Genomic DNA, 24,557 nt, shown 5'->3' on the forward strand with positions numbered 1-24,557 from the left:
CCCTTTTTTATGTTCAAAAACCTTTGTCTAGCAAGGGCTCTGGTTTATGCAAAATGCTCATTTAAAAAGGTAAGTTATATCGTCTTTTGCAAAACGATATAACTTACATTTCTAAAAGCGGGCATCAAACCCTTCCTCACGTCACACCCTTGACGATTAACGTCTAAGGTTAAAATCAACCCACAGCATGACCGAGTGCCTACAGTGATATAGGTACAGTAGACATTACCTGTTCAGTGATATTCCATTCTAAAGGTTGTAGTTATTCAAGACGGCCCCTAAAATACGAGCTTTGGCATGAGTTAATGTAGCGATCGCTTTTTGACCTTCCGCTCTTTTCACTTTGCCGCTGTTAACGAGCACCACCACACCGTCGCAAATAGCCGATAGCACTTGCGCATCAACCGCTTCTAGAATGGGCTGGCAATCAATCAGAACGACATCGTACTTTGCCTTCGCTTCGTTCAGAAGCGAGTTCATCGCTTTCGATGACAACATTTCCGAAGGGTTAAACGGCAATGCTCCTGCCGTAATCAGCGAAACATTCTCGATTTTCGTTTTTGCAACAGCTCCGTCAAAGCTTTGCTGACCGGATAAGATGTCTGTTAGACCGATACGATGTTCCGTTTGAAAGTAACGATGAAGTTCCGGCTTGCGAAGATTCGCATCAATGAGAAGTACATTTCTTTTCTCGAGGGCATACGTTACTGCAAGATTTGCGATCATCTCAGATTTGCTCGGGTCCTGCTTAACCGATGCTACCAACACTAACTTTACCGGTTCGTCCAGAGCGGCAAACCGAATGTTCGCTCCTAAGGACCTATACAATTCGGAAGCGGAAGAATCCGGGTTAACTTCAGTAATCAATGAATAATTACTACTGATTTGCGCTGGCATATGTATGCTCACCTACCGTTCGTGCAGCTGTTCTGCGATTTTTCACCTTATAGTCGCTTTCCTTCAGTTTCGGAAACACGTTCAATGTCGGAATCCCCAAATGTCTGGATACATCTTTCTCCGTCTTAATCGAATCGTCCAGGAATTCCAGCAGGAAAATGATACCTATGGAGAGCAGTACTCCTACAACAAGTGCAATAACTAGGTTCAAGCTTGGGTTTACATTGACAGGAGTCGGGTTAATCGGCATTCTCGCCTCACTGAGGATGGATACATTATCGACCTTCATAATAGTGGGGATCTGCTCTTTAAACACTGTAGCCACCGCATTTACTATTTTCGCAGCCCGCTCCGGGGAACTATCGCTTGCGACCAGCGTCATAACCTGTGAATCGGTTGAAGCAGTTACTGCAATTCTACCGCTCAGCTGCTCGGCGCTTAGCTTAAGATCGGGGAATTTCTCCACCACTTTATCCATGATTGCAGGTGTTCGGATCAGTTCTTTATAGGTACTTACGAGTCTTAAGCTTGTTTGCAAAGAGTTAATATCGATACTCGATACATTCTGTGACTCATTGGTTTTATTCACAATCAGCTTTATATTCGCTTGGTAAATTGGCGTTACCAGAATAAAGCTGTATATCCCTGCCGCCAATATCACTGTTAACGTTGCAGCAAAGACAATCCAGATCCGTCTCTTGATAATTTGGAGATAATCTTTTAACTCGAGTTCCATATCCAACCTCCGTAAAGTTGTGTAAACTTTTCCGACAACCAGTATTCATACTGCTCAATTCTACAATTGTCCGGTTATGTCGACTCCTTTCCCGATTAAGAAACATCACTTACCAATTTGATACACATTGTAACATCTATATCCTAAATTTAGGATACATTCTGTATTGTGTCAAGAGAAATTTTGAAAATCGCTTAATTCGTTTTCATTAGCGCTAGAAGAAAAAGGAACTTACCTTCCCGTTCGAGTTTGGCTCGTTCCTTTATTAAAATCGAATCTTCACCTTATATGTTAGATTTCGTTTGGTCATCGGTGTCAAATAGACATTTCAATAGTGTGTACTTATCCTGATTCGCAAGAGTGGTCAGGATGGTATCCGGTCGAAGCTCAAGCTCTAACAGCACCTTTTTTACATCAATTTCTATATTTTCCCTCTCCATGCGACACCTACCCTTTGTCTTATGCTACTACTTTATGATACATTTTGTATCTAGTCAAGATACGACCGGATGATTTACGAACTGACGCCTATATATCTTAGTGTCACAGAAGGTGCCGAATGATTAAAAATATCTTTCAGTTTGCCGACATCTTTAGTACGCAAATAATAATGATAACCAAACGTTTTGCGTAACGTATGGGTTCCAATGTCTTCCAAACCCGCTTGTTTGGCAGCCTGATTGAGAATTCTGTATACCCGAATTCGTTTGATCGGCTTTCCTGTTCTTTGGGAACGAAACAAGAAATCCTCATCCTGCATCCCTTGTATATATTCTGCAATGGCTTCGCGCAATTCCTCACTCAAGGGAAAACTTTTTTCTTTGCCTGTCTTCTCTTCCTGAAGAACAACGGTGGTTTTATTCTTAACGTGTTTAACTTGCAGCATTAATAAATCGTTCAAGTGCAGACCTGAAGTAATTCCGAATGTAAATAGAAGCCAATCTCTCATCGATTGGTTCATAAGAATAGCTTGAATTTCGTCTATTTTCTCCTTCTCCTTAATAGGCTGCACGATCTGCATTCCTTGCACCTCTTCATCATATTGAGAATTAAATTTCGGGTCGAACTTATTGATATCTCAGCATTTTGCTGAATGCCCCATTTGATTCATTGGTCAATTGTTGATATCCGCCTTGCTGGATAACCCTTCCATTCTCTAACACGATAACTTGATCTGCATTCCTAATCGTAGACAGTCGGTGTGCAATCACTATGATTGTCATCTTACCCTTTAACCGTTCAAGAGCATCTTGAACGATCGCTTCGTTCTCATGATCTAACGCGCTTGTCGCTTCGTCCAGAATCAGTATAGCCGGTTTTTTCAGCAGAGCTCTTGCAAGAACGATACGCTGCCTTTCACCGCCCGATAACCGAATTCCACGATCCCCAACAATCGTATCAAGTCCGTTAGGCAGTTTTTTAACGAATCCTTCCGATGCAGATGCTTTCAAGGCTTCCCACATTTGCTCGTCACTTGCATCCGGCTTCACAAGCTGCATATTCTCTCGAATACTGGTATGAAACAGAAATGGATCCTGGGATACAAAACCAATCATATTGCGGTAATCGGACATATTCATCTCGAATAGCGGAACTCCATTAATTAGGATCTGTCCTCGTTCCGGTTTAAGCAGTCCAATGAGAAGATCTATCAGCGTGCTCTTGCCTGCGCCTGAACTCCCGACAATAGCGGTCATTTGGTTCCCTAGAATACGCAAATTAATATTTTCAAGAGCGTAGGAAGTTAGGGTGCTGTCGTACTTATAGTACACTTGACGGCATTCCAGACTCTCTAGTTCCAAGCCGGAATTTACCGTATTCGGACTACTATCCCTACTTCCAAGCACCCAGTCTTTCGAATTTTCGCATTCCTTCAGCATTTCAAGTACGTTCTTGAAAGCTGGAATGGTCGTTTGGATTTGTTCCCAGCTTGCTTGGAAACCTGAAAAACTAGGCCACACTCTTGAAAAAATGATAACGATAATTGCAATTTGCCCAACTTCAGCGTGAAATAACGTAAGCGATACATACCCAAACACAGCGATCAGCATTGCGGATATGACCTTGTAAAACATTTGTGAAGTAGACTGTAATGTAACGAAATCTATATAATTGTGTTCCATTCTACGGCAAAGTTTCTGAAACCAATCCAGATGCTGATCTTCCAGCCGATTGCTCTTAATATCCTTCATGCCATTAAAGTGCTCTGTGATTCCACCCAAATATTCTTGCGATAACTTATTCGTTTTGCTGCCAAGTTTTTTCGCATCTTTAAGAAACCTCCGGGAGAAGAAAGCCAGCAATATCCCGCAGATCATAACAAATAATGTAAGCTTTATTGAAAGCCACATGGCAAAACAAATTTGAATTATTGAAAAAACAAGCGAGGTTCCAAGTCGGAGGGCTTGAGATGTGCCAATGCTTACATTAGCCAACTCGGTGGTCATCATGTGGTTGATGTCCGATTTCCTTTTTCTCACATACAAGCTCCAATTTGCATACAATAATGCTTCATAAGTTTCTATTCGTAATGTCCGGAAAAATGCTTGTTGAATGGTATTATTAATAATAATTTGATATCGTTGCAGCAATGCTTGACCCAAAACCAGAACCACATACGAAACTAGCAGGACTATCAATTGCCATGAAGCAGGAATGGTTGAAACGATTCCAGTCAGCCATGAAATCACAGGGATATCGCTGTTGTCCATATCAAACACTCCGGTAACGGACAGCATGGGCATGATCAAGTAAATGGAAATCCCCTCAAACATGGCGACTATAATCATCAATATGAAATTTAAGTATAGTTTAAAGCCGGAGATCGCATGGAACTTCTTAATATAGGGAAACAACAATGCCATCTTATAGCTCCTCTGCTTGGACGTGCCGCTTCCTTTTTCGCCAAACAATCAAAAACGGGCGCAATAAAAAATACAAAAAATGGAGACTTCGAGGCAAAGGTAATGTTGCGGCATCCCAAGAAGTCGGATGTAACCGGCTTAACCAAAATATCCATTTTTGTCTGGAGCTTTGAATGGCCGACAAATATTTCTGGTGCCGACGAATTTGGGAAGGCGTATGGTTCTCAGCTGCGAAGTTCACTTTATCTTGGATAAAACTTATTGCATCGTTTGCAAGTTGATTTGCCCGTTTGCTCATCAGCGTGCATAGCTCCGAAGGAATAGGCGTATGAAATAATCGGTTACATAAAATCAGCGACTGACCGACTAGTTTCGATTGTTCGTATTTGTTGCAGTTATGGACAATCTTCTCCCAATCCAACTGCTTTCGCAGAAGCTGTTCGATATCGGACAGCCACCGAAGACGAAACCATCCATGTCTTGCCCCATGGCACACCAAATATTGGAACAGGTCTTCCATTTGCGGATGATATAATGGAGTAGAGGTCAAAGAACTGGCAGCTCTCCGTTCCCAGAGTTCATCAAAACCCGGTTCATTACCCCAATCGGAACTAAGTCTCCAATGAAGTTCAATTTCAATTCGCTTTTCTTTATTAAAGTAGGAAATATGATGGTCTCTCCATTTCCTGCCGTAAAGAAGACGCATTTCCTGAGCTACCTGATAATTTTCCTTTAACAATAAATCCTCGACTTTTTCCAAGTCGCGAAACGGAACCCAGATATCCAAATCCTTAGAAGTTCTAAGCGACACATCACCATAAATGGAAGCCGCCAGAACCGGCCCCTTTAAGATCATGGACCGAATTCCATTGAGTTCCAGCATTTGATGAATTCGTTCCAATTCATTTGTTAAACGCAGCATATCAAAAGTATTTTTTACATACTCGCCTTTAAGTTTCCCGATAATTTCCTGCGGCGCCAAATCCTCTTTTTGTTTACTTAACAGTGAATAAACCAAGGGGCGAACACGATGGTGGCCGGCTAAATCAAAAAAAAGCCGCCAATCCAGGTTTGTGTAACGACTCAAAATTTGTCTGGGGAGATCTGGAGCGTTTGCGATGCCGAGAATTGACAGCAGCAGCTGCAACTCCGCCGAGAACGATACAGCATGTTTGCTATACGGATTGTCCATCCTTCGAACCCCTTGCATTCTTATATCCTTCTATTACCTTACCGAATATTGCTATAACGGTGAAACGATGCATTTCCTCCGCACCCGTGAGCGTAAACTCTCCACTGCGAAGCCAAGCATGTGCTATCATTTTTCCGGCCTCATCCTTGCCCGTACCTAAGTAAAGCGTACTCTCAATCCGACGCCGCTCCAGCATCTTCATTGCCGCCATAGCCATAACCAGACATTTGCTCTCCCACAATGTGTATCTGCTCATCAGCCGAACCGCCTGCGAGATCTGGATAATGGTTCGAACCTGGCTCGGATCCGCCGTCTGGGAGGTTTCCAACATCGATTCCCCAAGTGAAGGAGCAATTCGTGAGAACGGCATAGCTTTTCGAATTCGTGCCCAGCCCAAAGCTACAAACGCTTCAAACAGAAGCAGCTTCGTTCCCGGCTTCAGCTTCCAAAAACCGCTGATATGTCTCCATATGGCAACTGGCAGAGGCCGCTTACGAATTGACTGCGACTTCATCTCCAACATGAATGAGCTGCTCCTCTTGCAAATTGTTCAAAAATTTGAGTACTTGTTCACGGCATTCGACTTCCCCGATCTCGTACTCTTCCATGAGCGTAGAAATAAGCTGCCTTACGGAAACCGGGTTTTCAATCAAACTCCAGATTCTTCCTCCGACCCGGCCCAAATTGTAGTATTTACCACTTTGGACACTCATCATAACGATGCCGCCATCCATATTGCTGATCAAATTCCCTTTCGTTTGAACGACAGTCTGGTCTTTTACGTCTTCCCAAGTCTTCATCTGCTATCTGCCCCCCTATTGGACGACTTCTAAAGTGTTGGATACAAGCTGGTGCGCAGTAAATCCTTCAGATGGTCTCCGCAGCTGATAAAGGTTAATTTTGCTCAATATTTGAGCTGTCACTGTGAAGTGCCATTGGTTTGCACCCAAAAGAGGAATTAAAAAATTACGGTAGGTATGGTTCTGAAGCACCGGAAATCGTTCCAATCCAACCAGATGCTTTCGTTCAAGCTCGCCGTCTCCACGAATGAGTTCAAATATACCCGCCAATGGGACGCTGGAAAATTGAAAAGATGACGGCACCGGCACGGCGAACTTGGCGCCCTCTTCATACAACGGAACAAACCGTTCCGCTTCCATGCCGAGCCCTTCCAGACTCGAATGCCACAATTTCTGCTGAGGATACGAAGGAGTTACCATCGGTGTACCTTCGGATGACCACGATACAGGAATGATATCATCACTGATTAATGAATAGCCTTGACTTACAAATGCGGCAGCAAGCGTAGATTTGCCTGCCCCGGATTCTCCGACGAAAGCATACGCCTTCCCATTTATGACAACGGCGCTACCATGCAGCGGAAGAACTTTCCTTTGCAGCAATAACGCCCCCATACAGCTTCCAAGCACGTAGAGCCGTACTTGGGCGATATCGGATTTCGGCATAGGAGTCACGATGATCTGCTTCCCGCCCCGAACGCAATAAAGGGCAACGCGGGGAACGTGGAAATAGACGTCGCCATCAATCACCTTTACAAAGCCTTCTACATGATCTTGAATGCCGGTCAAGTCACCATATGTAATGTTTACGTCCGCTTGTAGATCCGGGGCATCGCTCACCAGCAGTTCAGGCAAAGCGATCTCGCTTGACAGCAGCAGTCCGAAACCTGCATAGACTGTTTTATTTATAGTGGAAATAATAAGCATCGCCTTCTATCCGATTAGCGTTCTGTTTCTGTTTTTTAAAAGCAGCCCTTAAACAATTTGTTCAATTGCATAAGGGCTGCTTCTTAAAGCCGATTTGGTTCCCATCAGATGATGGGGATTAGGAAGGAAATAAATTCTAGGAGTCGTAGATGTCGAGGTCGACAAGCTTACCGTTTACGTAAGTAAAGTCCACTTTCGATACACCTGTGCCAGCCATTGTTTGGCTAACTTCGAGAACTTCCAGAGCTGGTGCTTCCCATACTTTCTTTTCCATGCGCATTCACCTCCTTTCAAGCGTGTTTCTTGACAAACCGATATACGATGATGCTGCGCATCAAAAGACGTATATCGGGATCAAAAGCATGTTCAGGGCGGGGTACTCCGCCGATTCTAGCCATAGCTTCACGAATCGCCTTGATATCCAGCAACCCCATCACCGCCGAGTCGGCACACAAACGCTGAAGCTCGTCGACAAACTCGCCCCATGCAGGGAGCATGCGGTGGAGCCAATCCACCCCTTGTACCCCCCGCACCCGGGAATTAAGGCGCACGCGATCGGGCAAGTACCCTTTTGTCGCTCTCCGGACTAACGAGCGTCCGATACCGTTTTGAACATATTGTTCAATAGGGATCGACAGGCAGAAGCGCACGACACGCGGATCGCAGGTAGGGTCCCGCTCCCACAATGAATACCTCTGCGAAAGCTTGGTGCTGGACGTCCCTTGCATACTGATAACGGATAAACCAAGAAAGTGCCTTTCCCGTTCATCCAGAATACTCGTTGAACTTTCCGTTAACCCGACATCATAATCTCGGAGCCTATCGAACACCTTCGTCCTCTCGGCAAAATCCGGGTGAATCAGCGGCACGATATCCGCTTGGGAATCGGAGCGAGCCGTTGGACGCAGGACCGGAAACGCGTGCTTCAACACACGAGGAAGTAACCGCGAGCGCCGAACCCCCATATTGCGGCTGAACAAGGTAATTCCCTGGTAAAACTGTACCCAATGCATTCTTTTCAACAAAAACGCATAGTAATCAATCGCCGAGCCCCAAGAGATGGTATAGTTCCCCCTGGCCCCCGTCAACATAACGCCGATTTGCTGTTGTGCGGCTTGTTCGTGGAAGCCTTTGATCCAATAAGAATTCTCATAAAATTTGTAGGGCATCTCGAGAATATCAAGCCAATCATCAACTTCAGTTAGAGGATTCTTGCCGGCAAAACTCAAATATTGATCGCGTATATTGCCGACGTGCTCTACCGTCGACCGGATGTAAGGAGATTCATCCGCCACTTCCTTCTTGCCGGTCCAATCCTCAAAATCGGGGACAGGCACGAAGCTGAACGTATGAAGCTGCTTACCTTCATTTCTTAACGCCTGCGCCGCAAAACTTACAACAGCACCCGAATCCAGCCCGCCACTAAGCGTAGCACCTACTTCACGATGAGTGCGCAGCTTCGACTTTACAGCAATATCAAACACGTCTCGAAACGCCTCTTCGTACTCTTCGTTGCTATTCAGCCACAGCTTCTCCTCCGGCACCAGCGTACCATAGGATGAAACCGTCAACTTACCGTTTCGATATGTTAAGGAATGACCCGGCGGTAGCTGCTGGATACCTCGGTAGACGGTCGATGAAGTGTCGGTGCAATCGAGCATAGCGGGAATAGCAAGAAATTCCGCTAACCATGCATCGTTTAACCCTTTATTCACAGCGGGCAAGGCAAATAACGGCGTTATTGTCGTGCAGAAGGCCAGCCGCTGCCGGTCCCTATTGTAATAAAGTGTCCTATTGCCAACCAAGTCGCGAGCTCCGAAGAGCATACCGCGCTTCTGGTCCCAAATCATGAATGCAAAGTCCCCGACTAAAAACCTTGGCGCTCTCACTCCCCACTTCAAGTAAGCGCCCAGGATCAGCTCGCTGTCAGTAATCCGATCTCGCATCGAAGATTCAATCTGCAGCAGCTGAACCAGCTCCGCTCGATTGTCGATAATCGCATCGGCAGTAATCGCTACTTGATGGCGTTCTTCATAGAACGGCAATCGTTCGTTTACGGATTCCGGCGTAATCCACCGGGCATGGCATCCAAAGAATACCCGACCTAAGGACCACATTTGCGAATCGTCTGCCGGCTGTTGCCGAATAACATTCATGATCGATCGGCTTTCTTCTTCTATTCGAAGAAGTTCTTCGCTCTCGTATACCATGCCGACAATCGTACTCATCTGTCCCCCCCGAAGCTTGGCGAATTCGTCCATTTGCTTCGACAAAATCATCCTTGAATCCATATTAGGATACAATATGTATATTGTCAATACGTTTTGATACTATTTGTATCAATCAAATTGCTGACTATTGTATGCCTTCCGTTTCATAATCATTCCAACGGTTCGACAACAGCTTTCGTGAACAATTTCAAATCGGTTGTGTTAAACTTTAATTGATTTATTAGGGAGGAGATCAATAGATGGAGATCGAGCGTCCGAAGCTCATCATCACTATTCTAAGCGGAGTGATTGTCCTGGGCATCCTTGCGTTCAGCTTCGTCGCCCTCGCCATACAGCGGGACATAGATGAAAAGAACCGGATCATTGAACTGCAGCAAGTGAAAGTTGAGAAACTGTCGGAACAAGTGAATCTGCTAACCAAAGTGTCCTGGATCGGCATTCTTCAGCATCAAATCGAAAATAGCGTCAGATCGAATCATTTTGTAGTCCGCAAAATTACATTCGGGGGAGATACGTTCACCGGCAAGCTCTCCGCCACTTTGGAACTTGATTCAGGCAACTCGATGCCAGGCAAGTTAAGAGCCACGAACAATTTCGATATGACCGACCAAGAGCTGCTGCAGGAACTCAACCATATATTAGTCGCCACTTCAGAGCTATATGACAATTTCAAAGCGGAAAACACCGATTTTCCCTTATGGCCCACAGGAAATTATACGATCAAGATCGATGATGCCGTGATCGCTTCTTACGTTAACGGTGAGCTGACACTCGTTCGAGGGTAAGAAGCGACATTGATATTATTCGGCGCCTCATGGTATGATACATTTTGTATCTACAAAATGTATCTATACGAGGTGGTTCCTTTGACTTTCCGCATCGCTCTTGCCTTGATCTGGTGCGCTGTCATCGCTGTATTTACAAGCACATTCAATCTGGAGCTGCTGCTGCAGCACCGAATCGTACTATTTATATTTAACCCCCATCCGAATTTGGGGGATTTTTTCGTCATGTCCGACTTACGGAAGATTCATCCGGATTGGGTAACCGTCAAGATCGGGCACTTCATCGCTTTTGGAATTATGAATCTTCTTCTATATAATGTATTTAGGAAGAACGCTTACGCAATCGCCGGCTCTCTTCTGTTTGCGTTTGCTACGGAATGGATCCAGCTCTATTTTAACCGGGACGGTCGTTTCTATGACATTATCATTGATTTGTGCGGTATCGTTACTGCTTATGTCATTATCGGCATGTATCAGTTCGTTAGATCACGCACCGCATCCGGATTGTCCAGTTAAGGAGAAATGCTCATGAGCCCTGCAGCGGAACTGTTTGTGGTCTTGGCAGGATTACTCGCCGCAGGTCTGCTAGCCTACTTGCTGCTTATCTTACCCACCAAATGGCTGAAGGTCGAACGCGTTCGGTTACCGCTCGGCCTGCAAGTGAAGATTCTTCAGCTCAGCGATCTCCACATCGAAAAATTACGCATCCGCCCTGAGCGTATCGCTGCACTCATTCAATCGGAACACCCCGACATGGTCGTTGTGACCGGCGATTTTACACAGAAGAGCATCTACTTACCGAAGCTCCGGCCATATCTGCAAGTCCTTCAAGAAAGCAATGTGCCCGTTTATGCCGTGCTCGGCAATCACGACCATCACATGCGTAAGCTGCAGCCCTTGCTGCAGATGCTCCAGAAGCACGGTATCCGGGTGCTGCGCAACGAGAATGTCCGGTTGGACCGGTTTCAACTCATCGGAATAGATGATTTCGGCAGCGGAAAGAGCAGAATCGCTCCTTCGTTTGCCGGTGTAACCGATGACCTGACCCGCATTGTCATTACGCACGATCCTAACATTGCACCGAAAATAAGCAATCGCTACGACTATGTAATGGCCGGGCATCTCCATGGCAAACAATTCAATATTCCTTACTTTTTCAAGCTCCGTCCCATGGGCAAGCTTCCCGCAATGGGCATCTATAAAGGACTGCATCGAACGCCCTGGGGGACCATCTATATCTCCAAAGGACTTGGGCAAACCGGTATTAATATCCGTCTCTTCGTTCGCAGCGAAGCTACCGTTCATGAGCTGTAAAGTGACATGGAATACTTTTTATTTTCGTAAACGGCAGGATTTTGTCGGGGGATGGCCAAATAGATGGAAGATAACGTTTGCAGTCGAATTTTGAAGGAGGACATTCCATCCGATGAGCCCGAAGCTGAACGAACCGGACGCGGTCCTGAAGCCTGCCCCCCGCAGTCCTATGGCTTTGTTTCTGTCCCTGCCGATTATGTCATGGGCGTTGTATGACTTCGCCAATACAATCTTCACATCGAATATTGTTACAATCTTCTTTCCTTTCTATCTGCAGGATGTCATCGGCAAGAACGAGATTATGAACCAAATAGCCAGTACCTTCGTAACATACACAAACTCCATTTCGAGCTTCTTCCTCGTTCTTCTCGCCCCCCTGTTCGGCGCCTGGATCGACCGAACCGGCAAGAAAAAAGCGTATCTGATTCCGTTCACCTTACTGAGTATTATCAGCACCCTGCTCATGGGCGCCGCGGCGAACTGGTCGACAAGCATCGAATGGTTCGGGCTCAACGCCGGGTTGGCACTCGTCTTAATCGCTTTTATGTTCGCCAAATTTTTCTACAACTCCGGACTTATATTTTATGACGCTATGATTTCGGATATTGCCCGCGGCAAAGAAGTGGCTGTTGTGTCGGGCTTCGGCGTTGCTGTAGGCTATGTGGGGACATTAGTGGGGCTGTCGGTATATCCACTTGTTGGCGAAGGAGCTTACCACAATGCTTTCATTCCGACTGCATTACTTTTCCTGCTCTTCTTCCTCCCGATTTGGTTCTTCTACAAGGAGCGGCCGCAGCCCCAAGCACCGGCTCGTTCTGCCGTCCGCAAGCCGGCCTGGTGGAGCGGCTACGCCGATATTGTACAAACGTTCAAAGAGGCGCGGCGTTATAAGCAGATTTTCCTGTTCATGATCGCCTACTTCATGTTTAACGATGTCGTTGCAACGGCTATCGCTGTCATGTCCATTTATGCCAAGGCTATCGTCGGTTTCACTACAGGCCAGTTCATCCTGCTCTATTTGGCCTCGACCGTATCCAGCATCATCGGCTCGTTCGTGTTCGGCTATGTAGCCCGCACGCTCGGGGCGAAGCGTGCCGTCACCCTGGTCGCTTTCCTGCTGATCGTTGCTGTAACCCTTGCATCCTTAGCCTACCATCAGGCAATGTTCTGGGTGGCCGGCTCGTTATACGGCGTTGCCATGGGCGCTATGTGGGTAACGTCCCGCACGCTGATCGTCAACTTGACACCGCCGGAGAAACGCGGACAATTTTTCGGTCTGTTCGCCTTCTCGGGCAAAGTATCGTCAATCGTCGGTCCGACGATATACGGTACGATTACACTGCTGCTGGCTGAAACCGGCAACCTGGCTTCGCGCATCGCGCTCGGTTCGCTGGTTATCCTTGTGATCATCGGATTGCTGTTCCATGTCCGGGTCAAGGTTGAGCAGGATTATGCGTAGAGCAGAACCATAGTCCCCATTGATCGACTTTATTCCGAAAAAAAGCAGGCACCTCAAGCCCCGGACTTCCGGCCGGCCAAAGGTGCCTGTTCGTTCATAAATCTTCAGATCCGGCAACAGCGATAATCAACAAAGCGATGACTATAATATGAAGGAAGCTCAAAGCCAGCTGGAAACCAAGCCTGCAGCGCGGCCAGTCCGCCGTACGTGAAGCCATCAGCTTGTGTATAGGGGAAACGATCAGCCATGCAACCGCCATTCCTTCCAATAACCATAGGGATATGGTTATAAAGGCCGGTCTATTGTTAACTGGCGGGATGAGAACCCACGAGAACGCTTCTCCGAACATCGTCAGGATGATCAGCATCCAGGCCAGCAAATGGACGAAACCCGCTAATGCAATATTGTACCCCCAATGTCCGCTATTCATAGAGCGCCTTATCTATTATTGCCCTGCCGCCCGACCAAATCACCTTGTTCGTCCAAGGCGCTTCCGGACCGCTCCAGAACGGATCCTCCGGGGGGAGTCCAAGCGGGAGGAACACAGTCATGCATAAATACAAGCTGCCTGTCGAGATGTACGTTTCGCCGAGCTCCGGCTGCTCGCCGTACAAGCCGATCGTCAGCCAGCCGTCTTCATCAAAGGTGCCCGGCGCGCCAAGCGTCCGTTCGATCACGGCCGTTAACGCACACCGGACCGCTCCGGGCTCCAGGCCATCCGGCAGCTCGCAGCGCAGCGCCATCTGCGCCAGCGCCTGAAACGCACCGCAGCGGTAAGCGAGCGAGCGTCCGATGGCCGGGAACGACCCGTCCGGCGCGATCATCCGTTCCTGCACCGCCGCATACCGCCGCGCTCTTCTGCGGACGGGCTCCCGCATCCGTTCCCATTCCGGATACCGGTCGCCGAGCGCCTCTACGATATCGAGAAGCATTGGGTGGATGACAAAGCTATTATAATAGTCCCAATGAAAATCCGGCCCATCTCCGTACGCCCCATCGCCGGCGTACCACTGCTCGTGCTGGCGAAGCGCGTAATGACCCGCATCGGATCAAAGTGCTCTCCGAGAGCATCCAGAGCGGTTTCCACCATAGCCGAAAACAACAGCCAGTTGTTAAAGACCGGCCGAATCTGTCTCGTTGCTTTCAAGGCGGCTGCGACATTCGCTTGAACCCGCGGCTCCAGCTTGCGCGCCAATACTCCCGGCGCCCGCAGCAGCGCGTGAGCCAGGAATGCCGCATCCACAACCGGCTGTCCGCCGTGCCGGAAATTCATATAATCCGGCGATTCCGGATTCGTCCCCGCTTCGATCGCTTGTCTTGCCAGCTCCGCCAGACGCTCCCTTAGCTCGCCTTCGTGACCGCTCCTTGCGCCATACTCCAGCCACGGGGCAAGTCCAGCCAGCGTTCGCCCCAGCGCCTCCAGGTGTGTATACAAATGACGATCTTCCGTCACTCCGCGCACCGGCATTCGCTTCTTCAGCTCACCTGCCGCAAGCGCTTGCAAAACGGGCTCAGCGACACGTCTCACATAATCCAACCATAAGGCTCGATCGTTCACCTGCTGCACCTCCGCGTTTGGGTTTCCTGGGTTCCATCCACTCCATTACCAACTTAACACGCTAGCTCTGCTTGACACAATAACAAGTCTACCGCTTTCCATAGAAATATGTTTCCCATCATTTCAAATGGAATAGAAAAAAGCCTTGAATGTAAATCACATTCAAAGCTTTCCTTGGAATGCGGTCGGTGGGATTTGAACCCACACGGGTATACACCCGCCACCCCCTCAAGATGGTGTGTCTGCCGTTCCACCACGACCGCGTATGCAATTAGAGTGAGCCATGTAGGACTCGAACCTACGACACCCTGATTAAAAGTCAGGTGCTCTACCGACTGAGCTAATGGCTCGAACTTGATAAGAAAATGGTGACCCGTAGGGGATTCGAACCCCTGTTACCTCCGTGAAAGGGAGGTGTCTTAACCCCTTGACCAACGGGCCGTATTAAGTTGTCCCTTAAGGCGACAAATGTTATTATAGCGGATTATGTCGATGATAGCAAGCACTTTTTTCATCCTAGTGCTTTTGTCGCTCTCGCGGCAGCAATCAGCCTAATAACAAGCAAAAGCTGCACGCCGGGAGTACCCGGAGGGCAGCTTCCTTCAAAGTCATCGTACGGAGAGAGAGGGATTCGAACCCTCGCACCGCTTACGCAGTCTAACCCCTTAGCAGAGGGTCCCCTTGAGCCACTTGGGTATCTCTCCATGGTGTGAATGGCTCCCCGAACAGGACTCGAACCTGTGACAACTCGATTAACAGTCGAGTGCTCTACCGACTGAGCTATCGGGGAACGGTAACCTTATTCTATTCAGTTTTGGCGGTCAAGTCAAGAGTATACGTTTGTAATCTGCCCCTGCATTTGCCACACGAATATTTCCGTACATCGAGCTTCTTCTTGCGCATATATTCCGTACCGCAGCGCGTACAAACGAGCTTATACCGGTATGGCAGCCGTCTCGGCCCGCGGCCGTCCGCGTGAGGAATCGACTGACAGTAACGCGAACCGCCGACCTGTTGGAGCAGCTGCTTAAAGTCCGCGTCCCGGTGCCGGTATCCTCGTTTTAGAATGTGCAGATGATAATGACATAATTCGTGTTTGATAATCTTCTCGACTTCCTCGGGACCGAACGTCTCCAGCTGGGCAGGACTGATCTCGATATCATGCGACCCGGTAAAATACCGCCCTCCGGTCGTCCGCAGCCGCCGGTTGAATCTCGCCTTGTGACGGAAAGGAAGTCCAAACGACGACAGCGATACGCGCTCCACCCAGTCTTGCAGCTGCTGATCATCCATGGCTCGGGTCTTGCGCCTCCTTTTTGCTAAGCTTCTACTTGAATTATGCCATCCCTATGGGCTACACTGTCAAGTAATAAAGCAATGAAGCAGAGGAGTGCGCCCTACATGTCCAAATTTCATTATGCCATTCTTAAGCACGGTGCATCCGTCGAAGCGGTGGAGTTCCCTTCAACTCACCTGTATCAGCTCACGGCTTTGAATCAGCGTTTGCACAAGGAGCTTGCCAAGCTGACCGCCGAGAGCGTTCCGCAGCTGCCTGACGTCATTGCCGAATGCGAGAAGCTGGAGCCGGTCGGTACGCTGCTGCGGGTCATCCCCGGTCTCGAGTATGTGAACGAACTGGAGCGGACATTCGCCGCAGTGGAGGAAAAGTCGTACCCCCTCATCTCGCTCCTGACGGAAATTCGCGCACTGCAGGCTCAGCTGGAACAGTGGTACGAGGAAGAGCTCGAGGACGCATAATTTCGCCCGGCCAAGCACACGGAACTGGGCCTCCCCATATGCTGTTAGTAGTCAAGCAAAGAAGGGGATGGCCGCCATGCCGCAATGGCTGTGCAATCAGCTCATGCGGGCGTTCTACAACAAGAACCGCCGGCAAATACAGCTCTTGAACGACAGCTGGTTCTTCTACAGAACCCGGCTGACGTCCGATGAAAGCGATATGAACCCGAATCCGAACTCGAATTAAAGCGAACATACGCAGGAAAATCAATCGCAAAAAGCCCCAAACGCAAATGACGTTTAGGGCTTTTTGATTTAATCGGCTGACACGTTCCGTTCTCATATTACACAGCCCCGCGCTTTGCAGCCGTCCGGTAACCGAACCCGTCCCGTCAAACGAAGCTCAAGCGAATGTCCGAGGGTCTGCCTTACGCTCCGTCTACTTTGGCTTCTTCATCGTCAGACTAACCCGGCCCTTCTTCTCATCGACCCCGAGCACCCACACCGTGACCGTGTCGCCGACCGAAACGACATCCATCGGATGCTTGACGAACTTATCGCTCAGCTGCGAAATATGGACGAGACCGTCGTTCTTGATCCCGATGTCAACGAACGCGCCGAAGTCGATCACATTGCGCACCGTCCCCTTCAGCTCCATTCCCGGCTTCAGATCTTCCAGCTGCAGAACGTCCGAGCGGAAGATCGGCGCCTCCAGCTCCTCGCGCGGGTCCCGGCCGGGCCGCTGCAGGCTGTCGAGAATGTCTCGCAGCGTCGGTACCCCGACATTCAGCTTCACGGCCAGCTCCTCCGGCTCCAGCCTTCCCAGCTTCTCCTTCAGCTCCGCAGATCCGAGCTGGCTTAGCTCTAGCCGCAGCTCGCGGAACAGCTTGTCCACAACATCGTAAGACTCCGGATGAATCGGCGTATTATCCAGCGGATTTCGTCCGCCCGGGATGCGCAGGAAGCCGACGCACTGCTCGAATGTTTTCGCGCCGAGGCGCGGCACCTTCTGCAGCTGCTTGCGGTCGACGAATTCCCCATTTTCCTCGCGGTATTTAACAATGTTCTTCGCCGTCGTCGCGTTGACACCGGACACATACGACAATAACGACGGCGACGCCGTATTAAGGTCAACCCCTACATGGTTAACCGCCGACTCTACGACGACCTTCAGGCTCTCCTCCAGGCGCTTCTGCGCGACATCGTGCTGATACTGCCCGACTCCGACCGCCTTCGGCTCGATCTTGACAAGCTCCGCCAGCGGGTCCTGCAGACGCCGGGCGATCGAGATCGCACTCCGCTCGGCTACATCGAGTTCGGGAAACTCCTGCTGCGCCAGCTTCGAGGCCGAATAGACGGACGCCCCCGCCTCGCTGACGATCAAATACTGCAAAGAACGCTGTCCCTTGAGCTCAGCAATCAGCGCCGCCACGAACTGCTCCGTCTCCCGCGACGCCGTTCCGTTGCCGATAACGATCAGCTCGACGCCGTATTTGGCAATCAGCGCCTTGAACTTCGCTTTCGCTTCTTCCACCTTGTTGTTCGGCGGCGTCGGGTATGTTACTGCGATCTCCAGCATTTTCCCCGTCGGGTCGATCACCGCCAGCTTGCAGCCCGTCCGATACGCCGGGTCGACGCCGAGCACAACCTTGCCCTTCACAGGCGGCTGCAGCAGCAGATTCCGCAAATTTTCCGCGAAAATCTGAATCGCATGCTCCTCCGCCTTCTCCGTCAGCTCCCCGCGCACCTCCCGTTCAATGGAAGGCGCGATCAGCCGCTTGTACGAATCCTCGACGACAGCCAGCAGTTCACCGCGTACCACCGACTCCGGACGCACATACTGCTTCGCGATATACTCGTGAATCCGGGCCGGATCGACCTCCAGGCTTACCTTCAGCACCTCTTCCCGCTCCCCGCGGTTGATCGCCAGCACGCGATGAGGCGGCAGCCGCTTCACCGGCTCCTGATACGCATAATACATCTCATACACAGACTCGACCGACGCATCCTTCGCTGCGGTATGCAGCACCCCATGATCGTGCGTATGCCGGCGAACCCAGGCCCGCACCTTCGCATCGTCCGCAATTTGCTCGGCGATGATGTCCATGGCGCCTTGCACCGCTTCCTCTGCGCTCCCAACGCCCTTCTCAGCATTGATATACTTCGCCGCTTCGTCCTGCAGCGATCCGCGCCGGGGCTGCGACAGCATCCACTCCGCGAGCGGTTCCAGCCCCTTCTCCTTGGCAACGCTGGCGCGCGTCTTGCGCTTCTGCCGATACGGCCGGTACAGATCCTCGACCTCCTGCAGCTTCGTGGACAGCTCAATCGCACCCCGCAGCTCCTCCGACAGCTTGCCCTGCTCGTCGATCAGCCGAATAACCTCCAGCTTGCGGTCCTCCAGATTGCGCAAATACTGCAGCCTCTCTTCAATATCGCGAAGCTGCGTCTCATCCAGCTCTCCGGTCATCTCCTTGCGGTAGCGGGCGATGAATGGAACCGTATTGCCTTCATCCAGCAGCCCGACCGCTGTCTTCACCCGGCCGTGGGCAATGCCGAGCTCCCCGGCCAGCTGCTTCAGAATGCGCTCCCGAATACCCGCCGTCTGCTCCTCCGACAGCTCCATTCGTGCGGCCTTCAGCTCTTCCTTCGTTAAATTTTCCATATGTACGCGCAGCCTCCCAACAAATAACCCCTATAAAAAACTAAAAACGAGGATCTGCGACCCTCGCCCGTACACGATCTCTATTCAGAATTCTATCAAACCCACACTAATTTGCAAAGCCTCGTCGACCTTGCCCATCGTCTCTTCATCGAGATGGGTAATTTTGTCGGTCAGCCGCTGCTTATCGATCGTGCGGATCTGTTCGAGCAAAATGACGGAATCCCGGTCGAAGCCGTGAGTTTCCGCATCGATCTCGACATGCGTCGGCAGTTTCGCCTTCTGGATCTGGGCCGTAATGGCCGCAACGATCACGGTCGGACTAAAGCGGTTGCCGATGTCATTCTGGATGATTAGAACCGGACGGACGCCGCCCTGTTCAGACCCGACCACCGGGGACAGGTCTGCAAAAAATACATCGCCACGTTTGACAATCAACGATCACACCCCGCTCACTAAGCGATCCAGCGCCCGGTCAGCCTCCACCTCCGCGATGAAAGCTTCGGAAGCCATGTGCAGGTTGATTTTTGCCATCTCCATATAACCCCGCTGCATTGACTCCCGCAGGCTGCGCTTCTTGCGCTCCATCAGGTATAGCTTCATCGCTTGGCGGATAAACTCGCTCCGGTTGGAGTTTTCCTTCTCCACGATTCCGTCTACTTCCTGGAGCAAATGGTCCGGTAAACTAATCATGATCCTCTTCGTATTATGCACATTGCTCACCGCTTCTCGCACCCCCGTAAAACATGCAAACCGGTATTACCAGTATGACGCCTATCAAGCAATATTATACAGAAGCATATATATGCAGCTGATATATCGCTTATGTAACCGACTTGTGCAGATCTTCTGTATTTACTACTATTCGCCGCAGCGCCGTATATTCCTTCCCGAAAGGTTGCAAACTCTACATGGTAAATGTATGAAACACATGCCGCAGAAGCGGATTGATCCGTTGTACGACACGGCCCTCGCGGGTATACACGCGCGGCACGCGGTGCGAAATCATGCAAATAATCTCATAATTAATCGTCCCCAGCTGATCAGCTACTTCTTCTACCGTAATCGTGTGCCCGCCCTGCGTACCGATCAGCGTCACCTCGTCCCCCTGCGACACGTCCGGCACCTCACTGACATTCGCCATGCATTGATCCATACAGATCCGTCCGACGATCGGCACCTTGTGCCCCCGAATGAGCGCCTGCGCTTTACCGGAAAGCATCCGGGAAAACCCGTCGGCGTAGCCGATCGGCAGCGTCGCGATTTTCTCATCCGTCGTAGTGTAGTATTTCGTGCCGTAGCTGACACCCGAACCCGGCGGCAGCGTCTTCAGGTGCACAATCCCCGTCTTCAAGCTGAGCACCGGCTTCAGCTCAATCTTGCTGCGCGCCACCTCGTCCGACGGATACAGCCCATACATCGAGATACCGAGCCGAGCCATGTTGTACGTAAGCTCCGGCGTATCGATCGCCGCGGCGCTGTTGCCCGCATGAATATAACGAAAATGCACACCCTTGCTTTGAAAATGATTCACCACCCGCGTAAACTTCCGGTGCTGCTCGAGCGTATACGTTTTGTCGAGCTCATCGGCGTTGGCGTAGTGCGTAAACAAACCTTCCACTTCAATCCCCGGCATATGAAGCAGACGGTCGATATAGGCGATCGCCTCGTCTTCACGGTGCAAACCGAGCCGCCCCATCCCGCTGTCTATTTTCACATGCACCTTCAAGGCGGAGGCCTCTCCGGGCTGGGCCGGATGCAGCAGAGCCATCGCCTCCAGCACCTCGGGGCTGTAGACGTTGATCGTGATACCATGCCGGCGGGCGAGCTCTAGGCCCTCCGGCGGCGTGTAGCCCAGCGCAAGGATCGGCGCATCGATACCGGCCTGTCTGAGCTCCAGCGCCTCGTCGAGGAACGCTACGGCTAGATAATCGGCGCCCGAGCGGATCGCCTGCTTCGAAATTTCCACCGCACCGTGGCCGTAAGCGTCCGCTTTGACAACGGCGACAATCGCGATGTCTTCCGCAAGCGATTGACGGAACGCCTTGATGTTATGATCGAGAGCATCTAATGAAACCTCTATATATGTGGGTCGATAATAAGAATCCACGTGTCTTCACCATCCTGAGCCTGACTGAGCGACGTGCGGAAAACCGGCCGCGGAAACATGTTTATTTTCAGTAAAAAAGTGCACTTTCTCATGGTAACGGCGTCTCGTCGCCCTGTCAATGCATCGATTTTACCAGCTGTTGGGGTAAGCGGCGTATATCTCTGCGGAACATGGCGTCTCCAGCCCTTGTTGGCAGGAGTGCCCGTTTGGAAGCGAACAAGCCCGCATCTCCGGGAGACGCGGGCTTGCTCGCTTGAAAGCAGGTTACTTACCTAATTGACCTTGCACGGATTGAGCGATCTTGAACATTTCGTCATCCGGCAGATCCGCCGACGACAAGCGGTACTCCACGCCGTCATGCGTCCAGATCAGCGTCTTCTTCTGTTCGCCGGACAGTACCGCGATCGTATAGCCAAGGTCGACGATATCTCCAGGCACGAGATACGTCTCACGCGCCTCCGGCTTCAGCTCCATCAGCGTGTAGTTGTACTTGCCCGAGTAACGGAGCAGAAGCGCCTTCTCTTGACCGACCGTAATTTGCGAAATTTGCTGCTGCTTCACGCCAGCCGGCGTATGGGTCGGCGTAATGATGCCGAAGTCCAGCTCTTTAGCCTCCGCTGCCTGCTGCTGGCCGTTTGCGGCTGCTGTGCCGGAGCCCGTGCCTGCAGCTGTGCCGCTTGCACCTGCTGCAGTACCTGTCACAGTGCCCTTGTCTGCCGCCCCTGCGCCGGCCGCCGGCGTCGTACCCTGCGCCGTGCCCTGTGCCGCTGTACCGGTAGTACTTTGCGTCACTGTCGTCCCAGTGCTCGTTCCCGTAGCTGTGCCGCCTTTGTCCGTTGCACCTGGGGCAGCCGTCTGGCTCGCACCTGCCGCAGTACTGCTCGCGCTGCCCGACTTACCCGTGGCCGCCGTGTCATGTGAACCTGCCGCAGACTTCCCGGCATCCGCCGCACCGCCACCTGTACCTGCGGCTGTTTGGCTGTCACCGGCCTTCGCCGCGCCCTGCGTCTCCTGCTTCGCCGTCGGCATCGTGCCCGGCAGCGTCATGCTCGTCATATTGCGCTGCATGTCGAACGAATCACTGTCAAACTTCTTACTGAACTCAAAGTTCGAGAACTCCACTTCGACCAGCACATTCGCATTCGCATCCGATACCTTGACCTGCTTCGGAGCGAGATTTTTCTGGTCCAGCCAAATCTTCTGCCGCACCAGCGCACTGTTCTGATAGTTCGCGGCGACGTCAAACACATAAGCCCCGTTATCCTCCGTGAACTGCCGTTCCTTGTCTGCCAGTATGCTGTCGGCCAGCGACTGGTACAAATACACCTGACCTTGGTTTTCCGGCCAGTTGCTCTGGAAGCGGAAGCTCTTATTCAAATGCGGCGTCAGCACGAACACCCCGTCATTGTTACGAAGCACAATTTGCGTAATGTCCTGCTTCTCATTCGTCAGCTTAATGCGGTAAAAGCTCGGCTGCTGATACCACACCTCCACCGCGTACTCCTGCGGCTGCTGACCCGTGTGGAGCGTCATACGGCCTGTCCCTTGATAGCTGTCCAATTTTCCGACGACCTGATCCAATTCCTTGACCACCGCAGCGGCGTCCTTCTTGCCTCCGCACGCGGCCAGCACTAACGTTACCACCATGATTGCCGCAAGCACCAAGCTGATCCGGCGCATTTCCTCATCCCCTCACCAAAATGATATCAACTGATACCATACCTATGAGGGGACTTGGCCGATTATGCAGACTAGCCCCGGGTTGTACGACAAAACAACGAGGTCCCCCATTTTTCCTTCGCCTAATTTCCGGCAAAGAAAAAAGAAGCGTATGGATCTCTATGCACCACCGCTTCTTTCCAAGTCCCAATTCATTATTTCAAAAAGAACGCAACTGCCGCAATAATGATCCCCCACAGCACCGTACCGAAAATCACACCGAACACAACGCCGCGTCCTACCGCCATTTGGTCGTCACCGTAAGCGTCTTCATTTTCACGCATGGGCCAAACCTCCTCGCATTATCTGCTAGTTCCAGTATGGGTCCGAGTAATGAGAATTATTCAACGACTCTTCAGGAACTTTTCAGGAGTTTTTCAGACTCGCTTCAGCTTCAAGTCAGGAGATTTTCATATTCGTATGCGATGATAAGGCCGATTATGCTCGATTATACCATGAAAGAGGAGCGATAACCCTTGTCTCGCAACAATCAAATAATGCTGCAAGCTTCCCGTGGCGCAGCCGCTTGCGTCGTCCTTCTGTTCCACCTGTCCTCCATGTCTTACAAATACTTTCACTATAATTTATTCGGCTTGAACGGGTTGGATCGCTCGGGTGGAGTGGATTATTTTTTCGTCCTGACCGGATTTCTCATGTATTGGATTTATGGCGATCGCATCGGCAGCCGAATGGATATTCGATCCTACACCGCCAATCGTTTGCTTCGAATTTATCCTTTGCATGGACTGCTCACCTTGCTCGTCATACCGGTCTACTTCTTGATACCCGGATATGAGCTGGGCTTCGAAACGCAGCCGGATGCGATCTTCAAATCATTGCTGCTTATTCCTCAAGAGCACGGTCCGATTCTGGGCGTCGCTTGGTCGCTCAGTTACTTTGTCTTATTCTATGGCGTATTTGCTTTGCTAATGGCCATTAATCGCCGTTCAGCCACACTGCTCCTTTCCATCTGGGTATGTGTTATTGTCGCGAACGCGCTGCAGCTTCCGGTGATTGGACCCGTGATCCGGCAGCATTTCTACTTGAACTTTCTGTTCGACAGTACCAATCTGGAACTGCTTGCTGGCTGTGCCGCCGCCTATTGGCTAAAGCGCTCCCAACGAAGGGGCGATGCAATGAATAGTCCCTCATCACTTCTATGGTCCGGACTGATCGGCTTCCCGCTCCTCTGGATTTTAAAGCACTTTGGTATCATTTCGGTGTCCCAATATTTATGGTATTTGCCGCCGTCTCTCTGTGTGCTGATCGGCCTCGCGACCGGATCCTTTGCCTCAGGCCCGTTGCCACGCTGGACTATCCTGTTGAGCCGACTAGGGGATGCTTCCTACACGATCCTGCTTACCCACCTGCTCAGTATCTCCGTGCTCATGAAGCTGGCTCATGGTTTGAACCTGACTCAGGGGGTTTCGCCTCTCTGGGTTAACCTTATAATCCTAATTGCTGCCTTGTTCATCAGCTACCAGCTGCACCTGTGGGTGGAGAAGCCCTTGATGACTAGTCTCCGAACACTCCTGCCCACACCCCGCAAAGCCCATTCCCATTAATGCA

The 24,557-nt window shown here is 50.6% G+C and carries 25 protein-coding genes, 5 tRNA genes and 1 pseudogene; 7 read left to right on the forward strand and 24 right to left on the reverse strand.

The genetic code is table 11. The features are described from left to right. Positions 1 to 249 precede the first annotated feature (249 nt). From ACFFK0_RS12225 to ACFFK0_RS12270, 10 genes are all read right to left on the reverse strand, one after another. Positions 250 to 897, reverse strand: a complete 648-nt coding sequence (locus ACFFK0_RS12225; RefSeq protein WP_377470490.1) for a CpsD/CapB family tyrosine-protein kinase — start codon at positions 895 to 897, stop codon at positions 250 to 252. Continuing rightward, a complete protein-coding gene (locus tag ACFFK0_RS12230; protein WP_377470491.1) occupies positions 878 to 1,633 on the reverse strand; it encodes a YveK family protein in 756 nt (251 codons plus the stop codon). The genes ACFFK0_RS12225 and ACFFK0_RS12230 overlap by 20 nt, the downstream gene beginning before the upstream one ends. Positions 1,634 to 2,147: 514 nt before the next feature. Next, positions 2,148 to 2,654 (reverse strand): tyrosine-type recombinase/integrase, encoded by a 507-nt coding sequence (locus tag ACFFK0_RS12235; RefSeq protein ID WP_377470492.1) that lies wholly within the window; start codon positions 2,652 to 2,654, stop codon positions 2,148 to 2,150. Positions 2,655 to 2,700: 46 nt separating this feature from the next. After that, a complete protein-coding gene (locus ACFFK0_RS12240; protein WP_377470494.1) occupies positions 2,701 to 4,497 on the reverse strand; it encodes an ABC transporter ATP-binding protein in 1,797 nt (598 codons plus the stop codon). Position 4,498: 1 nt separating this feature from the next. Then, the gene (locus ACFFK0_RS12245) at positions 4,499 to 5,689 is read right to left on the reverse strand and encodes a nucleotidyltransferase domain-containing protein (RefSeq protein WP_377470496.1); all 1,191 of its coding nucleotides are present in this window, start codon (positions 5,687 to 5,689) and stop codon (positions 4,499 to 4,501) included. Continuing rightward, on the reverse strand, positions 5,673 to 6,203 hold the full coding sequence (locus ACFFK0_RS12250) for a lasso peptide biosynthesis B2 protein (protein ID WP_377470589.1): 531 nt from the start codon (positions 6,201 to 6,203) through the stop codon (positions 5,673 to 5,675). Before ACFFK0_RS12250 ends, ACFFK0_RS12245 begins: the two co-directional genes overlap by 17 nt. Continuing rightward, positions 6,181 to 6,489: a lasso peptide biosynthesis PqqD family chaperone gene (locus ACFFK0_RS12255; protein WP_377470497.1), complete on the reverse strand. Its 309-nt coding sequence runs from the start codon at positions 6,487 to 6,489 to the stop codon at positions 6,181 to 6,183. The genes ACFFK0_RS12250 and ACFFK0_RS12255 overlap by 23 nt, the downstream gene beginning before the upstream one ends. 15 nt (positions 6,490 to 6,504) lie before the next feature. Further along, positions 6,505 to 7,416: an aldolase gene (locus ACFFK0_RS12260; RefSeq protein WP_377470499.1), complete on the reverse strand. Its 912-nt coding sequence runs from the start codon at positions 7,414 to 7,416 to the stop codon at positions 6,505 to 6,507. A 136-nt stretch (positions 7,417 to 7,552) separates the two neighbouring features. Then, on the reverse strand, positions 7,553 to 7,690 hold the full coding sequence (locus ACFFK0_RS12265; RefSeq protein WP_377470500.1) for a paeninodin family lasso peptide: 138 nt from the start codon (positions 7,688 to 7,690) through the stop codon (positions 7,553 to 7,555). 16 nt (positions 7,691 to 7,706) lie between these two features. Next, positions 7,707 to 9,644 (reverse strand): asparagine synthase-related protein, encoded by a 1,938-nt coding sequence (locus tag ACFFK0_RS12270; RefSeq protein ID WP_377470501.1) that lies wholly within the window; start codon positions 9,642 to 9,644, stop codon positions 7,707 to 7,709. A 242-nt stretch (positions 9,645 to 9,886) separates the two neighbouring features. Here ACFFK0_RS12270 and ACFFK0_RS12275 point away from each other — a divergent pair, with 242 nt between their 5' ends. From ACFFK0_RS12275 to ACFFK0_RS12290, 4 genes are all read left to right on the forward strand, one after another. Continuing rightward, positions 9,887 to 10,432 carry a hypothetical protein gene (locus ACFFK0_RS12275; protein WP_377470503.1) on the forward strand — a complete coding sequence of 182 codons (546 nt, stop codon included), beginning with the start codon at positions 9,887 to 9,889 and terminating at the stop codon, positions 10,430 to 10,432. 81 nt (positions 10,433 to 10,513) lie between these two features. Further along, complete coding sequence (locus tag ACFFK0_RS12280; protein WP_377470505.1) at positions 10,514 to 10,948, forward strand: VanZ family protein; 435 nt, start codon at positions 10,514 to 10,516, stop codon at positions 10,946 to 10,948. 12 nt (positions 10,949 to 10,960) lie between these two features. After that, on the forward strand, positions 10,961 to 11,746 hold the full coding sequence (locus ACFFK0_RS12285; protein WP_377470506.1) for a metallophosphoesterase: 786 nt from the start codon (positions 10,961 to 10,963) through the stop codon (positions 11,744 to 11,746). A 112-nt stretch (positions 11,747 to 11,858) separates the two neighbouring features. After that, entirely contained in the window at positions 11,859 to 13,205 is a 1,347-nt protein-coding gene (locus tag ACFFK0_RS12290) for an MFS transporter (RefSeq protein ID WP_377470507.1), read from the forward strand. Between the two features lie 94 nt (positions 13,206 to 13,299). Here the strand turns inward: ACFFK0_RS12290 and ACFFK0_RS12295 are convergent, their stop codons facing one another. The 8 genes and pseudogenes from ACFFK0_RS12295 to ACFFK0_RS12330 form a co-directional block, all read right to left on the reverse strand. Beyond that, positions 13,300 to 13,635, reverse strand: coding sequence for a hypothetical protein (locus ACFFK0_RS12295; protein WP_377470508.1), 336 nt, complete (start codon positions 13,633 to 13,635; stop codon positions 13,300 to 13,302). Then, a pseudogene (locus tag ACFFK0_RS12300) lies at positions 13,628 to 14,772 on the reverse strand (DUF2264 domain-containing protein). The gene ACFFK0_RS12295 and the pseudogene ACFFK0_RS12300 overlap by 8 nt, the downstream one beginning before the upstream one ends. 171 nt (positions 14,773 to 14,943) lie before the next feature. After that, positions 14,944 to 15,026: transfer RNA gene (locus ACFFK0_RS12305), tRNA-Leu, on the reverse strand. 14 nt (positions 15,027 to 15,040) lie between these two features. Continuing rightward, positions 15,041 to 15,113 (reverse strand) — tRNA-Lys (locus tag ACFFK0_RS12310). Between the two features lie 16 nt (positions 15,114 to 15,129). Continuing rightward, positions 15,130 to 15,204, reverse strand: a tRNA-Glu gene (locus tag ACFFK0_RS12315). 175 nt (positions 15,205 to 15,379) lie between these two features. Continuing rightward, positions 15,380 to 15,467: transfer RNA gene (locus tag ACFFK0_RS12320), tRNA-Ser, on the reverse strand. Positions 15,468 to 15,477: 10 nt separating this feature from the next. Next, positions 15,478 to 15,553, reverse strand: a tRNA-Asn gene (locus tag ACFFK0_RS12325). A 14-nt stretch (positions 15,554 to 15,567) separates the two neighbouring features. Further along, on the reverse strand, positions 15,568 to 16,056 hold the full coding sequence (locus ACFFK0_RS12330) for a SprT family protein (RefSeq protein ID WP_377470509.1): 489 nt from the start codon (positions 16,054 to 16,056) through the stop codon (positions 15,568 to 15,570). Between the two features lie 108 nt (positions 16,057 to 16,164). Here ACFFK0_RS12330 and ACFFK0_RS12335 point away from each other — a divergent pair, with 108 nt between their 5' ends. Further along, the gene (locus ACFFK0_RS12335; protein WP_377470510.1) at positions 16,165 to 16,521 is read left to right on the forward strand and encodes a hydrolase/acyltransferase; all 357 of its coding nucleotides are present in this window, start codon (positions 16,165 to 16,167) and stop codon (positions 16,519 to 16,521) included. Between the two features lie 76 nt (positions 16,522 to 16,597). Then, a complete protein-coding gene (cmpA, locus tag ACFFK0_RS12340; protein WP_377470512.1) occupies positions 16,598 to 16,747 on the forward strand; it encodes a cortex morphogenetic protein CmpA in 150 nt (49 codons plus the stop codon). A gap of 192 nt (positions 16,748 to 16,939) precedes the next feature. On the opposite strand, the gene ACFFK0_RS12345 is transcribed toward cmpA, so the two are convergent. The 6 genes from ACFFK0_RS12345 to ACFFK0_RS12370 all read right to left on the reverse strand — a co-directional run bounded on the left by ACFFK0_RS12345 (position 16,940) and on the right by ACFFK0_RS12370 (position 23,272). Further along, positions 16,940 to 19,123, reverse strand: coding sequence for a Tex family protein (locus tag ACFFK0_RS12345; RefSeq protein WP_377470590.1), 2,184 nt, complete (start codon positions 19,121 to 19,123; stop codon positions 16,940 to 16,942). A 123-nt stretch (positions 19,124 to 19,246) separates the two neighbouring features. Further along, positions 19,247 to 19,597 carry a type II toxin-antitoxin system PemK/MazF family toxin gene (locus tag ACFFK0_RS12350; protein WP_377470513.1) on the reverse strand — a complete coding sequence of 117 codons (351 nt, stop codon included), beginning with the start codon at positions 19,595 to 19,597 and terminating at the stop codon, positions 19,247 to 19,249. A gap of 3 nt (positions 19,598 to 19,600) precedes the next feature. Further along, positions 19,601 to 19,882 carry a CopG family ribbon-helix-helix protein gene (locus ACFFK0_RS12355; protein ID WP_377470514.1) on the reverse strand — a complete coding sequence of 94 codons (282 nt, stop codon included), beginning with the start codon at positions 19,880 to 19,882 and terminating at the stop codon, positions 19,601 to 19,603. A 184-nt stretch (positions 19,883 to 20,066) separates the two neighbouring features. Next, on the reverse strand, positions 20,067 to 21,269 hold the full coding sequence (gene alr, locus ACFFK0_RS12360) for an alanine racemase (protein WP_377470515.1): 1,203 nt from the start codon (positions 21,267 to 21,269) through the stop codon (positions 20,067 to 20,069). Between the two features lie 264 nt (positions 21,270 to 21,533). Next, positions 21,534 to 22,949, reverse strand: a complete 1,416-nt coding sequence (locus ACFFK0_RS12365) for an outer membrane lipoprotein-sorting protein (protein WP_377470516.1) — start codon at positions 22,947 to 22,949, stop codon at positions 21,534 to 21,536. A gap of 194 nt (positions 22,950 to 23,143) precedes the next feature. Beyond that, a complete protein-coding gene (locus tag ACFFK0_RS12370) occupies positions 23,144 to 23,272 on the reverse strand; it encodes a hypothetical protein (RefSeq protein WP_377470517.1) in 129 nt (42 codons plus the stop codon). A 192-nt stretch (positions 23,273 to 23,464) separates the two neighbouring features. Here ACFFK0_RS12370 and ACFFK0_RS12375 point away from each other — a divergent pair, with 192 nt between their 5' ends. Then, entirely contained in the window at positions 23,465 to 24,553 is a 1,089-nt protein-coding gene (locus ACFFK0_RS12375; RefSeq protein WP_377470519.1) for an acyltransferase family protein, read from the forward strand. Positions 24,554 to 24,557 lie beyond the last annotated feature (4 nt).

The sequence above is a fragment of the Paenibacillus chartarius genome, assembly GCF_042432825.1.
Lineage (GTDB): Bacteria > Bacillota > Bacilli > Paenibacillales > NBRC-103111 > Gordoniibacillus > Gordoniibacillus chartarius.

What these genes read in the sequence shown, in the direction of transcription:
- ACFFK0_RS12290 (WP_377470507.1), top strand. Translation starts at nt 11,859, where the DNA reads ATGAGCCCGAAGCTGAACGAACCGGACGCGGTCCTGAAGCCTGCCCCC.
- ACFFK0_RS12345 (WP_377470590.1), bottom strand. Translation starts at nt 19,123, where the DNA reads ATGGAGCTGTCGGAGGAGCAGACGGCGGGTATTCGGGAGCGCATTCTG.
- ACFFK0_RS12265 (WP_377470500.1), bottom strand. Translation starts at nt 7,690, where the DNA reads ATGGAAAAGAAAGTATGGGAAGCACCAGCTCTGGAAGTTCTCGAAGTT.
- ACFFK0_RS12250 (WP_377470589.1), bottom strand. Translation starts at nt 6,203, where the DNA reads ATGAAGTCGCAGTCAATTCGTAAGCGGCCTCTGCCAGTTGCCATATGG.
- ACFFK0_RS12335 (WP_377470510.1), top strand. Translation starts at nt 16,165, where the DNA reads ATGTCCAAATTTCATTATGCCATTCTTAAGCACGGTGCATCCGTCGAA.
- ACFFK0_RS12295 (WP_377470508.1), bottom strand. Translation starts at nt 13,635, where the DNA reads ATGAATAGCGGACATTGGGGGTACAATATTGCATTAGCGGGTTTCGTC.
- ACFFK0_RS12240 (WP_377470494.1), bottom strand. Translation starts at nt 4,497, where the DNA reads ATGGCATTGTTGTTTCCCTATATTAAGAAGTTCCATGCGATCTCCGGC.
- ACFFK0_RS12260 (WP_377470499.1), bottom strand. Translation starts at nt 7,416, where the DNA reads ATGCTTATTATTTCCACTATAAATAAAACAGTCTATGCAGGTTTCGGA.
- ACFFK0_RS12230 (WP_377470491.1), bottom strand. Translation starts at nt 1,633, where the DNA reads ATGGAACTCGAGTTAAAAGATTATCTCCAAATTATCAAGAGACGGATC.
- ACFFK0_RS12270 (WP_377470501.1), bottom strand. Translation starts at nt 9,644, where the DNA reads ATGAGTACGATTGTCGGCATGGTATACGAGAGCGAAGAACTTCTTCGA.
- ACFFK0_RS12275 (WP_377470503.1), top strand. Translation starts at nt 9,887, where the DNA reads ATGGAGATCGAGCGTCCGAAGCTCATCATCACTATTCTAAGCGGAGTG.
- ACFFK0_RS12245 (WP_377470496.1), bottom strand. Translation starts at nt 5,689, where the DNA reads ATGGACAATCCGTATAGCAAACATGCTGTATCGTTCTCGGCGGAGTTG.
- cmpA (WP_377470512.1), top strand. Translation starts at nt 16,598, where the DNA reads ATGCCGCAATGGCTGTGCAATCAGCTCATGCGGGCGTTCTACAACAAG.
- ACFFK0_RS12370 (WP_377470517.1), bottom strand. Translation starts at nt 23,272, where the DNA reads ATGCGTGAAAATGAAGACGCTTACGGTGACGACCAAATGGCGGTAGGA.
- ACFFK0_RS12225 (WP_377470490.1), bottom strand. Translation starts at nt 897, where the DNA reads ATGCCAGCGCAAATCAGTAGTAATTATTCATTGATTACTGAAGTTAAC.
- ACFFK0_RS12255 (WP_377470497.1), bottom strand. Translation starts at nt 6,489, where the DNA reads ATGAAGACTTGGGAAGACGTAAAAGACCAGACTGTCGTTCAAACGAAA.
- ACFFK0_RS12235 (WP_377470492.1), bottom strand. Translation starts at nt 2,654, where the DNA reads ATGCAGATCGTGCAGCCTATTAAGGAGAAGGAGAAAATAGACGAAATT.
- ACFFK0_RS12330 (WP_377470509.1), bottom strand. Translation starts at nt 16,056, where the DNA reads ATGGATGATCAGCAGCTGCAAGACTGGGTGGAGCGCGTATCGCTGTCG.
- ACFFK0_RS12365 (WP_377470516.1), bottom strand. Translation starts at nt 22,949, where the DNA reads ATGCGCCGGATCAGCTTGGTGCTTGCGGCAATCATGGTGGTAACGTTA.
- ACFFK0_RS12285 (WP_377470506.1), top strand. Translation starts at nt 10,961, where the DNA reads ATGAGCCCTGCAGCGGAACTGTTTGTGGTCTTGGCAGGATTACTCGCC.